This is a genomic window from Streptomyces sp. NPDC048277 (assembly GCF_040652235.1).
GTDB lineage: Bacteria > Actinomycetota > Actinomycetes > Streptomycetales > Streptomycetaceae > Streptomyces.
Genome location: NZ_JBEZLQ010000006.1, coordinates 394,986 through 408,329, shown reverse-complemented (window position 1 = coordinate 408,329; position 13,344 = coordinate 394,986). Strand labels below are relative to the sequence as shown.

Annotated in this window: 14 protein-coding genes; 3 read left to right on the top strand and 11 right to left on the bottom strand. The window is 71.8% G+C overall.

Annotated elements, in window-relative coordinates; translation table 11 throughout:
* Positions 1-6: 6 nt before the first annotated feature.
* The 3 genes from AB0D85_RS17005 to AB0D85_RS16995 are packed head-to-tail and all read right to left on the bottom strand — an operon-like array spanning position 7 to position 2,923.
* The gene (locus AB0D85_RS17005) at positions 7-1,272 is read right to left on the bottom strand and encodes an amidohydrolase family protein (RefSeq protein WP_362320235.1); all 1,266 of its coding nucleotides are present in this window, start codon (positions 1,270-1,272) and stop codon (positions 7-9) included.
* On the bottom strand, positions 1,272-1,601 hold the full coding sequence (locus AB0D85_RS17000; RefSeq protein WP_362320232.1) for a hypothetical protein: 330 nt from the start codon (positions 1,599-1,601) through the stop codon (positions 1,272-1,274). Before AB0D85_RS17000 ends, AB0D85_RS17005 begins: the two co-directional genes overlap by 1 nt.
* A gap of 38 nt (positions 1,602-1,639) precedes the next feature.
* The gene (locus AB0D85_RS16995; protein ID WP_362320229.1) at positions 1,640-2,923 is read right to left on the bottom strand and encodes an SRPBCC family protein; all 1,284 of its coding nucleotides are present in this window, start codon (positions 2,921-2,923) and stop codon (positions 1,640-1,642) included.
* A gap of 136 nt (positions 2,924-3,059) precedes the next feature.
* On the opposite strand from AB0D85_RS16995, the gene AB0D85_RS16990 reads away from it, so the two are divergent.
* The 3 genes from AB0D85_RS16990 to AB0D85_RS16980 are packed head-to-tail and all read left to right on the top strand — an operon-like array spanning position 3,060 to position 5,713.
* Positions 3,060-4,490 carry an aldehyde dehydrogenase family protein gene (locus tag AB0D85_RS16990; RefSeq protein ID WP_362320226.1) on the top strand — a complete coding sequence of 477 codons (1,431 nt, stop codon included), beginning with the start codon at positions 3,060-3,062 and terminating at the stop codon, positions 4,488-4,490.
* Between the two features lie 3 nt (positions 4,491-4,493).
* Positions 4,494-4,865 (top strand): carboxymuconolactone decarboxylase family protein, encoded by a 372-nt coding sequence (locus AB0D85_RS16985; protein ID WP_362320223.1) that lies wholly within the window; start codon positions 4,494-4,496, stop codon positions 4,863-4,865.
* Entirely contained in the window at positions 4,862-5,713 is an 852-nt protein-coding gene (locus AB0D85_RS16980; protein WP_362320221.1) for an NAD(P)-dependent oxidoreductase, read from the top strand. The genes AB0D85_RS16985 and AB0D85_RS16980 overlap by 4 nt, the downstream gene beginning before the upstream one ends.
* Here AB0D85_RS16980 and AB0D85_RS16975 read toward each other — a convergent pair.
* The 8 genes from AB0D85_RS16975 to AB0D85_RS16940 all read right to left on the bottom strand — a co-directional run bounded on the left by AB0D85_RS16975 (position 5,689) and on the right by AB0D85_RS16940 (position 13,304).
* The gene (locus AB0D85_RS16975) at positions 5,689-6,285 is read right to left on the bottom strand and encodes a TetR/AcrR family transcriptional regulator (protein WP_362320218.1); all 597 of its coding nucleotides are present in this window, start codon (positions 6,283-6,285) and stop codon (positions 5,689-5,691) included. The genes AB0D85_RS16980 and AB0D85_RS16975 overlap by 25 nt on opposite strands.
* A gap of 89 nt (positions 6,286-6,374) precedes the next feature.
* Positions 6,375-7,190 carry an NAD(P)-dependent oxidoreductase gene (locus tag AB0D85_RS16970; protein ID WP_362320215.1) on the bottom strand — a complete coding sequence of 272 codons (816 nt, stop codon included), beginning with the start codon at positions 7,188-7,190 and terminating at the stop codon, positions 6,375-6,377.
* Between the two features lie 15 nt (positions 7,191-7,205).
* The gene (locus AB0D85_RS16965; protein ID WP_362320213.1) at positions 7,206-7,706 is read right to left on the bottom strand and encodes a DoxX family protein; all 501 of its coding nucleotides are present in this window, start codon (positions 7,704-7,706) and stop codon (positions 7,206-7,208) included.
* Positions 7,699-8,628, bottom strand: coding sequence for an alpha/beta fold hydrolase (locus AB0D85_RS16960; RefSeq protein WP_362320211.1), 930 nt, complete (start codon positions 8,626-8,628; stop codon positions 7,699-7,701). The genes AB0D85_RS16965 and AB0D85_RS16960 overlap by 8 nt, the downstream gene beginning before the upstream one ends.
* A 16-nt stretch (positions 8,629-8,644) precedes the next feature.
* Positions 8,645-10,321 carry an OB-fold domain-containing protein gene (locus tag AB0D85_RS16955; RefSeq protein ID WP_362320209.1) on the bottom strand — a complete coding sequence of 559 codons (1,677 nt, stop codon included), beginning with the start codon at positions 10,319-10,321 and terminating at the stop codon, positions 8,645-8,647.
* On the bottom strand, positions 10,318-11,676 hold the full coding sequence (locus tag AB0D85_RS16950) for a cytochrome P450 (RefSeq protein ID WP_362320206.1): 1,359 nt from the start codon (positions 11,674-11,676) through the stop codon (positions 10,318-10,320). Before AB0D85_RS16950 ends, AB0D85_RS16955 begins: the two co-directional genes overlap by 4 nt.
* A gap of 33 nt (positions 11,677-11,709) precedes the next feature.
* Entirely contained in the window at positions 11,710-11,901 is a 192-nt protein-coding gene (locus tag AB0D85_RS16945; RefSeq protein ID WP_089104827.1) for a ferredoxin, read from the bottom strand.
* Between the two features lie 17 nt (positions 11,902-11,918).
* Entirely contained in the window at positions 11,919-13,304 is a 1,386-nt protein-coding gene (locus AB0D85_RS16940) for an ABC transporter substrate-binding protein (protein ID WP_362320202.1), read from the bottom strand.
* Between the last annotated feature and the right edge of the window lie 40 nt (positions 13,305-13,344).

The following is a 13,344-nucleotide window of genomic DNA, read 5'->3' as shown; positions in this document are numbered from 1 at the left end:
CTGCCGTCAGGCTCCCTGTGTGTCGTCGCGGTACACCCGGCCCCCCTTCATCACGAAGCACACCCGCCCCGTGACGGACAGATCGGCCAGCGGGTCGCCGGGGACGGCGATGACGTCGGCGAGCAGGCCCGGCCGCAGCCGGCCCCGGTCGTCGGCGCCGATCAGCTCGGCGGCGACCGTGGTCGCGGCCCGCAGGGCCTGGAGCGGGCGCATGCCCCGGTCCACGAGGGCGAGCAGCTCCAGCGAGCCCCTGCCGTGCGGGATGGCGGGTGCGTCGGTGCCGAGGGCGACCTTGACACCGCGCCGGATCGCCCGCGCGGTGGACTCCCGGGCGCGCGGGAAGACCTCGGCGGCCTTCGCCCGCAGCTCCGGGTCCGCGTGCTCGGTGTTCATGCCCTCGGTGAGCGACGTGGTGGCGACCAGGAACGTGCCGCGCTCCACCATCAGGTCGAGGGTGGCGTCGCTCGCGAGGAAGCCGTGCTCGATGCAGTCGATGCCGGCCTCGACGGCTGCCCGGATCGCCGAGTCCCCCATGCAGTGGGCGGCGACCCGTACGCCCGCCCGGTGTGCCTCGTCGACGATGGCGCGCAGTTCCTCGTCCGAGTACTGCTGCGCGCCCGCCGGGCCGGTGTGTGACATGACACCGTTCGAGGCGCAGACCTTGATGACCTTCGCCCCGTACTTGATCTGGTACCGGACCGCCTTGCGCACCTCCGCCACGCCGTTGGCGATGCCCTCCTCGACGGTCAGGGGCAGCACCCCGGGCGCGAACGCCTGGAACATGGTCGGGTCGAGGTGCCCGCCGGTCGGCGCGATCGCGTGCCCGGCGGGGACCACTCGGGGTCCGTCCACCCACCCCAGGTCGATCGCCTTCTTCAGCGCGACGTCCAGGAGGACGCCCCCGGTCTGCACGAAGAGACCGAGGTTGCGTACGGTCGTGTACCCGCGGTGCAGGGTGCGGCGGGCGTTGGCGACCGCGCGCAGGGTGCGCAGCGCCGGGTCCTCCTGGACCGGGATCAGCGGGCTGCGGTGGTCGGGGCCGCCGAGGAAGAGGTTGACCTCCATGTCCATCAGGCCCGGCAGCAGGGTCACGTCCCCGAGGTCGTGGACTACGGTGCCCTCGGGCAGCCGGCCGCCCGGCTGGACCTCGGCGATGTGCTCGCCGGACACCAGCACCTCACCCGGCTCGACCAGTTCGCCCTTGTCGACATCGAGCAGCCGGGCCGCCCGCACCAGCACGGGCGGCCGTGGTGTCGTCTCCCGTCCGGCCATCACACGGCGGGTTCGACGACGGCGTCGATGCTGGCGGGCCCGCTGTCCGGCACCCGCGGCTGGCCCCAGGCCTCCACCGGGAAGGCGACGGTGATCAGCGAGCAGAACGCCCACAGCAGGTGCTTGTCCTGTTCGCCGATCCCCTCCATACCGACCTGCTCCAGGTACGCGGTGCCTTTCTGGAGCAGTGGAAACGCCACGTCGTAGAAGGCCTGCAACTCCTCCATGGTGCTGGCGACGCGCTTGGCGTAGCGGGCGCGCTCCCCTTGGAGCGCCCAGTCCGCGAACGGCTCCAGCTCGTGGAACCCGTCGGGAAAGACCGTGGTCATGTCTGCACTCTCCCTCTCTGCTCGACTCGTCGGGCGTCTCAGGACGCGGGGGCCGGCGTCACCGGCTGCTCGTACGCGCGCACGAACTGCCGCGCGGTGGCGTGCAGATGGCGCAGCAGGACCTCCTGGTCGCACAGCGGGAACTCGTCCACGGTGCGCGACTCCAGCATGGTCTGGGTGGCCTCCAGGGTGTTGCCGTCCTGCAGGCCGTACTCCTTGAACGACACCACCGCGAGTTCCTGCTGGAGCCGCTGGAAGGCGTTCTCGGGCGGGACGAAGTAGCAGGTGCCCTCGAAGATGTGGGTGTTGTAGGACGTCGGCCAGTAGTGGTAGGTCAGCACCCAGTTCGGGCGCCAGACCAGCAGCATGAAGTTGGGGAAGAAGACGAACGAGTCCATGCCCCAGAGCTTGCTGCGCGTGGGGTTGATCGCCGGCGGCAGCTGCTCGGTGGTCAGGCCGATGTCGGGGGCCTCCCAGGCTCCGAACAGGCCGCTGCGCAGGGCCCGTTCGACGGGCTTGACCATCGCCCGCTCCTTCGGCGGTGCGATGCCGCCCCAGGAGGAGACCATGCTGTGCGGGCCGTCGATGTCGTACGACAGCGCCTCGTAGCCGTACTTCTTGATCTTGGCTGCCTCATCGGCCACGTACTGGCCCGAGTGCAGGATCGGCGCGTGGTAGAACTCGGCGAACGCGTCGATGAACAGCTTCCAGTTGCTGCCGATCTCGGCACGGTACTTGTGCACCTGGGTGAGCTTGTGGAAGGGGTAGCCGTCCATGCCCTGGGCGAACTTGCCCAGGTAGTCCCGCAGCGGGGTGGTGTTGTCGGGGTCGAGGTTGACGAAGACGAACCCCTCCCAGATCTCGGTCTGCACGGGCAGCAGTCCGTACTTCGACTTGTCGACGCCGAAGAACTCCGACTCCTGCTGGACGAAGGCGAGTTTGCCCTCCAGGTCGTAGCGCCAGGCGTGGTACTTGCAGGTGAAGGCACGGCAGGTGCCCTTGGTCTCCTCGCGCGGGTAGTCGTCCCACACCAGTTTGTTGCCGCGGTGGCGGCAGACGTTGTGGAAGGCGCGTACCTCGCCGTCCGTGCCGCGCACGACGACGACGGAGGCGCGGGCCGCGTCCAGTTCCTTGGTGAAGTAGCTGCCCTTGCGGGGCAGTTGTTCGACCCGTCCGACGTTCAGCCAGGTCCGCCGGAAGATGGCGTCCCGCTCCAGTTCGTAGAACTCCGGTGAGATCGAGTCCGCGTAGGAGACCGGTTCCGTACCGATCTTGAAGTGCTCGGTCCAGCTGCCCTCGGCGGGCTTCGGGAAGTGCGCCATGAGTGGGAACCTCCGGTCGGTTGACACCCCCACGATAACAATCGTCTCTGATTTGGAGAATAGCGTTTCCGTATTCTGCATATGGAACCTATGGTCGTGTCCTCGGCAACGCGCTTCTCACGAGTGGAGGACGCCCTTGACGACACGCCACGACCACTGGATCGACGGCCGCCCCGAGCCACCGCACAACGGCACCTGGCTGCCGACCCTCGACCCGGTCACCCGGCTGCCCGGCGACCGGATAGCGGCGGGCGGCCCGGCCGACGTCGAGCGCGCCGTCCGCGCGGCGGACCGGGCGCGACACGACTGGGCGAGCCTCTCCCCCGCCGGGCGCGGGGCGGTCCTGCACCGGATCGCCGACGCGATCGAGGCCGACGCGGACACCCTGATGCGGCTGGAACGGGAGTGCACCGGAAAGGTCCCCGCGCAGCTGCGCCTGGAGGCGGACATGTCGGCGGCCTACTTCCGCTACTACGCGGGGGTCGTACGGGCCGCCGGGCAGGGGCAGGTCATCGAGCAGGGCGCGGGCGTCCACACGTACACGCGCCACGAGCCGTACGGGGTGGTCGGCGTGATCACCCCCTGGAACCTGCCCCTCAACCAGGCCTGCCGGGCCCTCGCCCCCGCTCTGGCGATGGGCAACGCGGTCGTCGCCAAGCCGTCGGAGTTCACCTCGGCCTCGACCCTGCACCTGGCCCGGCTGGCCACCCGCGCCGGACTCCCCGACGGGGTGCTGAACGTGGTCACCGGGACCGGACCGGACGCGGGCGAGGCCCTGGCCGCGCACCCGGACGTACGGCGCCTGGCCTTCACCGGGTCGGTGGCCACGGGCCGGTACCTCGCGGGCGTGGCGGGCGGCCGGCTGGTCCCGCTCACGCTGGAACTTGGCGGCAAGTCGCCGCTGGTGGTGTTCGCCGACGCTGATCTAGACCGGGCGGTGGCCGCCGCGGTGACCGCGGTCGCGGCGAACTCCGGACAGGTGTGCTCGGCCACCGCGCGGCTGCTGGTCGAGGAGTCCGTGCACGACGATGTGGTGGACCGGGTGGTCACGGCCGTGGAGAAGCTGCGGCCCGGCGTGGACTTCGGCCCGCTGATCACCGAGGCCCAGTACGGCAGGGTGCTGGACTTCCTCGCCGACGCACCGGTGCCGCCCTCGACCGGCGGCGGTCCCTACCCGCGGGGACCCGAGGCGCGCGGGCTGTACATCCGGCCCACCGTGTACGCCCGGGTGGACCCGCAGGCGCGCATCGCCCGCGAGGAGGTCTTCGGACCGGTCCTGGTCACGCTGCCCTTCCGGGACGAGACGGAGGCGCTGGCCCTGGCCAACGGCACGGACTACGGGCTGGTGGCGGCGGTGTGGACCGGGGACCTGGCGCGCGGGCTGCGGCTGGCCGAGCGGATCGAGGCGGGCCAGGTGGCCGTGAACGGCGGACCGCTCACCATCGAGACACCGTTCGGCGGCTACCGGCACAGCGGCTACGGCCGGGAGAAGGGGCTGGCGGCACTGCACGAGTACGCGCAGCTCAAGACCGTCAGCGCAAGCCTGGACCGACCACGGAGGGGATGACGGATGTACGACGACGGATGGCAGCGGGCCGCACGGGCGGTCCGCCGTGAGGTGATCGGCGACGACGGCACGGCGGCCGGGGACACCCTGCCGCCCGGGTACCAGGACTTCGTCACGGCGACGGCCTGGGGCGTCTGGGCCCGCGGCGGGCCGCTGAGCCGGCGCGACCGCAGTCTGCTGGTCCTGGCGATGACGGCCTCGACGGGCCGTATGGGCGCCTTCCGGATCCATCTGGAGGCGGCCCCGCGCGCCGGAGTCACCGACGCCGAGATCGACGAACTCCTCTTCCAGCTGACCGCCTACTGCGGCGCACCGGCCGGGACCGAGGCCTCGGCGATCGTGCGCGAGGTGCGTGCCGCCCGGGAGGCGGTGTGAGCGGGCACGGGACGGTGGGCTTCATCGGGCTGGGCAACATGGGCGGGGCGCTGGCGGCGAACCTGGTGCGCGACGGCTTCGAGGTGGTGGCGTACGACGCCGCCGGTCCGGCCCGCACCCCCGCCGGTGCCCGCTGGGCGCCGAACCCGGCGGAGGTCGCACGGGCCGTCGGCACGGTGGTGCTCAGCCTGCCGGACGGCACGGTGTGCGGGAACGTCGTGGGCGACCTCCTCGCCGCGCGGGGCCGGCGGGTCACCCACGTCGTGGACACCTCCACGGTGGGGGTGGCGGCCGCCCGTCATCTGGCGAGCACCGGGCTGTCGTACGTGGACGCGCCCGTGTCGGGCGGGGTGGCGGGGGCGCGGAAGCGCACCCTGATGGTCATGTACGCGGGCTCCGACGAGGACTGCGCGCACGTCGAGCCGGTGCTCGCGGGCCTGAGCGACCGCAGGCGCCGGGTCGGCGACCGTCCCGGGCAGGCGCAGGCGCTGAAGCTCGCCAACAACTTCCTGTCCGCGACCGCGCTGGCGGCGGCCAGCGAGGCCGTCGCCTTCGCACGGGCCGCCGGACTGGACATGGACGTGCTGCTGGAGGTGCTCAACGCGTCCAGCGGCCGCAGCGGGGCCACCCTCGACAAGTTCCCGCAGGAGGTGCTGACCGGCCGCTACGCCTCGGGGTTCAGCAACTCGCTGATGGCCAAGGACGTACGGCTGTATCTGCGCGAGGTGGACGAGACGGACGGACCCGCGGCGCTCGCCGCCGTGACGGAAGCGGTGTGGGAGGCGTTCTCGGCGGCCGAGCCGGACGTCGACTTCACCCGTATCTACCCGTTCGTCAGCGGAAGTTGAGGATCCAGGGCGCTGTCGGTGCCGAGCAGCACGGACAGCGCCTCCCGCACGATCCCCGGGTAGCGTTCGGCGTCCTGGTCCACGAGCCACAGCTGGTGGACGCCTTCGATGAGGGCGAGGACGGCGGCCGCGGCGGTCCGCGGGTCCAGTCCGCTGGGCAGCCGTTCCCCGTACCGCTCGACGAGACGCGTGGTGAGGTGCTCCTGGAGGGACCGGCTGCGTTCACGGACGTAGCCGCAGGCGGGTTCCTGGCCGGTCACGGCCTCGGCGAGGACCACGGTCTGCACGGTGGCGAGCGAGGGGTGGCGCAGCTCGAACGCCACGGTCTCGGCGAAGTCGCCGGCCCAGTCCTCCCCGACCCGGCGCCCCGCGAAGAGGTGCTCCCGGGCGCGCTGTTCACGGAAGTCCAGGAGGTCCAGGAGCAGCCGCTTCTTGCTGGGGAAGTAGTGCAGCACACCCTGCCGGGTGAGTCCGGCGCGCTCGGCCACCGAGTCGATCGAGGTGCCCTTGAACCCGCGTTCGGCGAAGACCTCCAGGGCCGCTTCCAGGATCTGCTGACGCCTCGCGGACACCACGTGGGGCCCCTTCCGCCGTTGGAGAGGTGCCCGCCCACACTATGCAGGCGCGACTCGGCAGGGCGAGAGGGCGTACCGGATTCCTGTCATTCCCCCATCGCGGCCAGGGCCGCCAGCGCGGCCTCCCGGAGCGTTTCCGCATCGCCGGCGCCGGCCGTGTCCGCGAGGTCGGCGAACAGGCGGACGTCCTTGGCCAGCAGTCCGCCCGCGTGGGCGGCGATACGGTCGAGGGTGCCGCCCGCGTCGGCGACCCGCTCCAGGGCGAAGCTCGCCGCAGTGCCGCGAGGCAGCACCCGGGTGAGCGCGGCACGGTCCAGGCCGAGGGCGGCGCCCATGCCGAGCGCGTCGGCGGCGAGCCCCAACTGGGCGGTGAACAGCGCATTGTTGAGGATCTTGGCGAGCTGACCGGAGCCGGTCGGGCCGAGATGGACGACGGGGTCGCCGTAGGTCTCGAACACCGGTCGGCAGTAGGCGAAGACCTGCGGGTCACCGCCCGCCATGACGAGCAGCGTGCCCTGCTGGGCGGCCCGGCCGCCCCCGCTGACCGGCGCGTCCAGGAGGGAGGCACCGCTCGTCCGGGCCAGCGCCTCCAGCCGGCGGCAGGTGCCGGGATGCACGGTGGAGTGGACGGCGATCACCCCGCCCCGGCGCAGTCCGGCGAGGACCCCGTCCGGGCCGGTGACCACCTGCTCGACGTCGGCGTCGTCGACGACGCACAGACAGACCAGGTCGCTCGCGGCGGCCAGTTCGGCGGGCGAGCCGGCCGTCCTGGCACCGCTGTCCGCGAACGGGACGAGCGTGGCGGGCCTGCGGGCCCACAGGGTCGTCTCGTGTCCCGCCCCGGCGATCCGCCGGGCCATGGGAGCGCCCTGGCTGCCCAGTCCGATGAAGCCCACGCGCACGGGGCCCTCCTCACCTCAGGTCGTCTTCGGCGGGCGCCAGAACACCGCCAGTAGGCCCGCGGTCGCCACCACGCCCACCGCGAGCACGACACCGGCGCCCGTCCATCCGGTCACCGTGATGTCCGCCGCCGTGTCCAGCGCGTACCTGCCCGGTCCCCAGGCGCCGAGCGCGACCGCGAGCACGCCGAGGACGAGGACGTACTCGTAGCCCTCCTTGAACACGAAGAAGCCGTGCGGCCGGTGGGCGAGCACTCCGGCGACCAGCATCACCGACAGTACGGCCGCGCAGGCGAGTGGGGTGAGCAGGCCCAGGGCGAGCAGGGCGCCCGCCCCGAGTTCGGTGAGCACGCTCAGCCAGGCCTGCAGCCGGGGCCGGGTCAGGCCGAGGCCGCCGAACCAGCCCGCGGTCCCCTGGATCCCGCCCGGGCCGCGCCAGTGGTTCCAGCCGTGCGCCGCCATGACCGCGCCCAGCACCAGGCGTACGGCCAGCAGTGCGGTGTCGGTGGCCTCACCCATCCCGGTGCCGCCCTTCTGCGTGTCGCCTTTCCGCGGGCAGCGCCTGGACACCCAGCGCGCACTCCTCCACGAAGGCGAGGACGTGCAGATGGTAGGCGAGGGCGGTGCGGCCGACGCTGGTGTTGTGGCCGGCGCCCGGCTGCTCGTGCAGGACGACGCGGGTCGACCCGGTGAACATGGAGGCGAGGTCCGCCAGCCCCTCGGGGCCGTTGGCCCACACCTGCTCGTGTTCGGCGAGGGTGATGTGGACGGGCACCGGCACCTGCCCCGAGAGCCGGGCGAACTCCTCCTGCCAGTTCTCCCGGTGGCCCTCGTAGGCGGGCGAGGCGGAGCCGATGGTCCGGCCGCCGTACACATCAGGTGGGTAGGCGTGCGGCGGATCCCACAGCGCGCGGCGGAGGTTGGGCCGGGTGCGGGTCGGATCGCGCCGCCACTCCTCCATCGCCAGTACCGAACGGGGGTGGTGGACACGGCCCATGCCGGCGAGTTCCACGCCGAGCAGATCCGAGCCGCGGGGGTCGCCGGCCATGCGGACGGCGAGTTCACAGCCGGCCGAGTGCGCCCAGAGGAACACGCCGAGGCCTCGCTCGCGGCCGTCGAGCAGCGCGGACATGGCCTCGTAGGCGAAGTCGGTGCGCTGCTCGGGCGTGCCCATCAGCTCCTCGTGCCCGGCCGAACTGCCGTAGCCGGGGCGGTCCAGGGCCAGGACGGTGAAGCCCGCGGCGGCCGCGGTGCGCAGCAGGGAGAGCCGGGGGTGGCCGGGATGGTCGAAGTAGGCGGAGTTGGTCGCGCCGCCGTGCAGGGCCACGATCACGGCCTGCGGGCGGGGCACCTCGGCGAGCAGCCCGGAGGCGGGCACTCCGTGCACGTCGGCCACCAGCCGCCGTACCGTGTGGGCGAGTTCGGGTTCGAGCGAGGTCATACGACCGTCCTGGATGTCATCCGTCCGTCCTGAGCAGGAGTACGCCGCTGGGGGTGAGCCCGCCGCTGGAGACCACCGCGGTGCGCGCACCGGCCACTTGGCGGGCGTCGGCCTCGCCGCGCAGCTGGAGCACCGCCTCGTGCAGCAGGCCCATGCCGTGGGTGCGGCCGTGGGAGAGCTGGCCGCCGTTCGGGTTGAGGGGCAGCACGCCGTCGGGGGCGATGTTCTTGCCGCCGTCCAGGAAGTCGCGGGCCTCGCCGATGCCGCAGAAGCCGAGCGCCTCGATCCAGGACAGGCAGTTGAAGGTGAAGCCGTCGTAGAGGAGGGCCACGTCCACGTCGGCGGGGCGCAGGTCCGTGCGGGTCCACAGGTGGGCGGCCTGGCCGAGCACCTGGGGTTCGTGGGTGAGGGTGGACTGGTCCCATTCCGGGCGTTCGAGGATCTGGGTGCCGACGGCCTCGAAGCGGACCGGGGGCTTCGGCAGGTCGGGGGCCGTCTCGGCGGCGGAGACCACGACGGCCGTCGCGGCGTCGCAGGGGACGTCGCAGTCGTACAGGCCGAAGGGGGTGGTGACGGTGCGCGCGGAGAGGTAGTCGTCCATGGTGAGCGGGTCGCGGTAGATCGCGTCCGGGTGGCGGGCCGCGTTCGCGCGCTGGTTGAGGGCGATCCAGCCGAGGGTCTCGCGGGTGGAGCCGTAGCGGTGCATGTGCCGCTGGGCGTTCATCGCCAGCATCATCGCCGGGGAGACGGCACCGAACGGCTTGAACCAGCCCTCCGGGCCTGCCGGTCGGGCCGTGCGGATCCTGCCCTGCTTGAGCAGTTCGGCGTACGTCGACTCCCAGACCGTGCGGAAGCACAGCACATGCCGGGCCAGGCCGCCCGCGACCGCCAGCATCGCGGCGATCAGCGAGCCGCCGGGGCCGAAGGTCTCCCCCGCGCCGTTGTGCCAGACGGGGCGGATGCCGAGCGCCGACTCCAGCGCGGTGATCCCGCCCTCGGCGAAGCCGCCGAAGGCGCCGCCACCGGGGTAGGTGGAGAGGCCGTCGATGTCGTCGAAGGCGAGTCCGGCGTCGGCGACGGCCTTCTCGCAGGCCTCCACGGTGAGTTCGAGGGGCGGGACCATGAGGCGGCGGCCGATCCGGGAGGCGCCGGCGCCGCTGATGACCGACCGCTCCTCGAACCGGCGGGAGACGGGTGCCGTACGGACGTGTTGCCGTATGCGTTCCGGCGCGGGTTCGTCGGTGGGCAGTGCTGCGGGCGGAGGCTGTTCGGCGCACGGCCGGAACAGCGGCAGCCAGACGTCGTCGGCCTGCTCGAACACGACCTCCATGCGCATGCCGAGCCGCAGTTCCTCCGGTGCGCAGCCGACGAGGTTGGTGGTCAGCCGTACTCGTGGGTCCTCCTCGATCGCCACCTGGGCGACGACGAAGGGGGTGGTCAGACCGGCGAAGGGGAAGCGGTGGTTGACCGTGAAGCCGATGAGCGTGGCGAAGCCCGTCACCTCGCGGAGGTCGCCGGCCCGCCCCCGGCAGTACCGGCAGACCGGCTGCGGCGGGTGGATCAGGGACGAGCAGGAGCCGCACGAGCGGAAGCGGAGCCGTCCGTCGCGGCCGGACGTCCAGAAGAACTCGGTCTCCGGGGCGGTCACGGGCCGGGGGCGGGCGGCTCCGGTCTTCTCGTCGGGCGTGCTCAACGGAGCTTCGCCTCCGCCTTGCGGACCGTCACCGGTTCGGCCAGCCCCTGCTCCTCGCAAGCCCGTTGGAGGGTCTCCAGGGTCTCCGCGAGGCCGGGGCCGAGCCTACGGCCGGGGGTGAAGGTCGCCGGGAGCCGGCGCATGCCCTGGATGACGCCGATGGTCTCGTAGTGCACCGTGCCCTCGGGATCGCAGACGAAGTCCGGGACGCGGTCGAGGACGTGGAGCAGCATCCGCTTGAAGACCGCACGGGCCACGTTGGAGCCGATGCAGCGGTGGATGCCCAGTCCGAAGGCGGTGTGGCGGTTGCCGCCGCGGGCGAGGTCGACGCGGTCGGGGTCGGCGAAGACCGCCGGGTCCCGGTTGGCCATCGCCCAGGACAGCCAGAGCCGGTCGCCCTCCTTGAACTGCTTGCCCGAGATCTCGCAGTCCTCGGCGACCGTACGGCCGTCCCCGGGCGCCGGTGTGTAGTAGCGCAGGAATTCCTCGGTGGCCGTGTCGAGGAGGGTGTCGCGCTCGCGGCTGAGGCGCCCGCGTTCCTCGGGGTGCTCGGAGAGCCACTCCAGGGCGTGCGCGGTCAGCGCGGTCGTGGTGTCGAAGCCGCCGCCGATGAGCAGGGCGAGAGCGCCGACCAGGTCCTCCTCCGCCGGGGTCCTGCCGTCGATCTCCATCCGGGCGAGGGCATCGGCGAGACCGGGGCGCGGGGTCGCGCGAACCTCCTGGAGGGTGGCGGCGATGTCCTTGATCATCGCCATGTGGGCCTGCACCACCCGGGCCATCTCCGGGGAGGTGGGCGGGGTGTAGACGCCGGCGTGGGCGGGTTCGTTGTACAGCTCCCACTTCTTCAGCGGGATGCCCATCATGGCGAGGGTGAAGACGGCGGGGACGATGTTGGCGAGGTCGTCGACGAAGTCGATACGGCCGCTCTCGATCCGTTCGTCGAGGCAGGCGCGGGTCACCTCGTCGATGAAGGGGATCCAGCGCTTGATCGCCGCCGGGGAGAGATAGGGGTTGAGGGCGTTGCGGTAGGCGCGCTGCTCGGGCGGGTCCATCTCCAGGAAGCCGCCGCGGATGCCCCTGCCGCGGGCCGGGGCGGGGATGTTGATGCCGTGGTAGCCGCGGCGCTCGCCGTGCACGTCGTGGTCGTTGGAGAGCTTCTCGCCGGCCCGGGCGAAGGCGAGCAGTTCGCGGTTGCCGGCGGCCACCCAGTGACCGCCGTAGGTGTCGGTCCAGGCCAGCGGGCAGCCGGTGTGGAACTCCCGGGTCTGTTCCTCGAAGCGCTGCCGGTACTCGGGGGCGTGCCGGTCGAAGTGGACCCGCGGCTCTTTGCGGGCCTCGTCGTCCTGTGCGGTCATGGCGTGGCTTCCTCTCGGTCCGCCGGGTGCGGCTCAGAACACGCTGATGGCGCGTTCGGGGCAGGAGCGGACGGCCTCGACCACGGCGTCCTCCTGGTCGGCGGGGACGTCCTCGGTGACCGGTGAGGAATGCCCGTCGATCTCGCTCAGTTCGAAGACCTTCGGCGCCCGCATGGCGCACAAGGTGTGGCCCTGGCAGCGCTCCGGGTCGACGCGTACCTTCACGTGTCCCACCTCTGCTTTCACTTCAGGTCGGCCATCGACTTGCCGACGCTCGCGAGGGTGGCCGGCTTGCCGTAGTCGGCCTTGTACTTGTAGGTGGGGGCGTCGCAGCGGTAGACGCCGCCGGTGGTCGGCTTGAAGTCGGCGAGCTGCCAGCCCTTCGCGGTCGCCTCGACGATCGTGTAGCACTTAGAGGGGACGTCCTGCCTGCTCAGATCGGCCGGGGCCTGGAGGCCGCCGCCGGTCCACGCGGTCTGCTTCACCGCGTTGTCGTACACGCACTTCCGGGTGAGTTCGGCGCAGTCCTTGGCGGCGGTGGCGAACAGGAGCCAGGCGGAGAAGGCGCGCAGCACCGGATAGGTGACCTGCTTGCCCGGCGCGTACTTCTTGAACAGGTCGATCACCTGCTGGGTGGCCGGGTTGTCGGCGGCGCTCTCCAGCGGTGCGGTGGCGAAGAGTTCGGCGTAGTTGTGCTGGGCGGCCAGGGCGGGTCCGGCGAGTTGCAGGAAGGCGGGGCCGTAGGCGTTGCTGTTGGCGTCGATCCAGTCGGGCTTGTAGCCGATGTCGGTGAGCGCCTGCTCCAGCTTGGCGAGGCTCGCGAAGTCCCCGAGGAAGACGAGGCCCTTGACTCCCTTGTTCTTGATGGACTGGGCGTACGGGGTCCAGTCGGAGACGCCGGCCGCCGGGTAGAGGTCGTTGTAGGAGACCTTCCCGCCGAGGCCGGCGACGGACTCCTCGAACTGCGCGGACATCACCTTGGTCACGGGGGCGTCGCCGGAGATGATGCCGACCTTCTGCGCGGAGTCGGGATACTTCTCCTTCAGCAGCCAGGTGTAGTAGCCGGCGTACTGGAAGTAGCCGGGGGCCGCGCCGCCGGAGAGGACCTGGAGGTCGGAGCCGATGGCACCGATCTGGCTGGACTGGGCGGGAAAGGCGGGCAGCAGGCACTTCAGGCGGTCCTGCACGCCGAGGGCGTCCAGCGCGGAGCCGCCGCCCACCAGCGCGAAGTCGGACTTGCAGGCCGCCAGGACCGCCTGCCGGACCTGCATGAGCCTGCTGTCGCGGGTGACGGCGACGATCTTGCGGCCGTTGATGCCGCCGGCGTCGTTGCACCAGGAGGTGAACACCTTCGCGGCATCGGGGAACTCGGAGTTCTTGGTGTAGCCGATGTCGGTCATCACACCGACCTGGATGCTCTTGTCGGTGACGCCCTGGTCCGACGAGGACTTGACGGTGCCGGAACCGCACACGTCCTTGAGGGTGCCGAAATCGGCACTGGGCCGGGCCGACGCACTGGCGGAGTTCCCGCCTCCCGCCGCGCCGGAACCGGCGTTGTCCGATCTGGTGGAGCAGCCGGCCAGCAGCACCGTGAGAACGGTGACCGAGCCGATGAGCAGCCTGCGCAAGATGCCTCCCCGGAAAGCCCGGACGCCGTCGTCCGGGCGA

Bases quoted from the DNA above. Each gene is read 5' to 3' on its own strand.
- AB0D85_RS17005 (WP_362320235.1), bottom strand. From the start codon at position 1,272: ATGGCCGGACGGGAGACGACACCACGGCCGCCCGTGCTGGTGCGGGCG.
- AB0D85_RS17000 (WP_362320232.1), bottom strand. From the start codon at position 1,601: ATGACCACGGTCTTTCCCGACGGGTTCCACGAGCTGGAGCCGTTCGCG.
- AB0D85_RS16995 (WP_362320229.1), bottom strand. From the start codon at position 2,923: ATGGCGCACTTCCCGAAGCCCGCCGAGGGCAGCTGGACCGAGCACTTC.
- AB0D85_RS16985 (WP_362320223.1), top strand. From the start codon at position 4,494: ATGTACGACGACGGATGGCAGCGGGCCGCACGGGCGGTCCGCCGTGAG.
- AB0D85_RS16965 (WP_362320213.1), bottom strand. From the start codon at position 7,706: ATGGGTGAGGCCACCGACACCGCACTGCTGGCCGTACGCCTGGTGCTG.
- AB0D85_RS16960 (WP_362320211.1), bottom strand. From the start codon at position 8,628: ATGACCTCGCTCGAACCCGAACTCGCCCACACGGTACGGCGGCTGGTG.
- AB0D85_RS16950 (WP_362320206.1), bottom strand. From the start codon at position 11,676: ATGACCGCACAGGACGACGAGGCCCGCAAAGAGCCGCGGGTCCACTTC.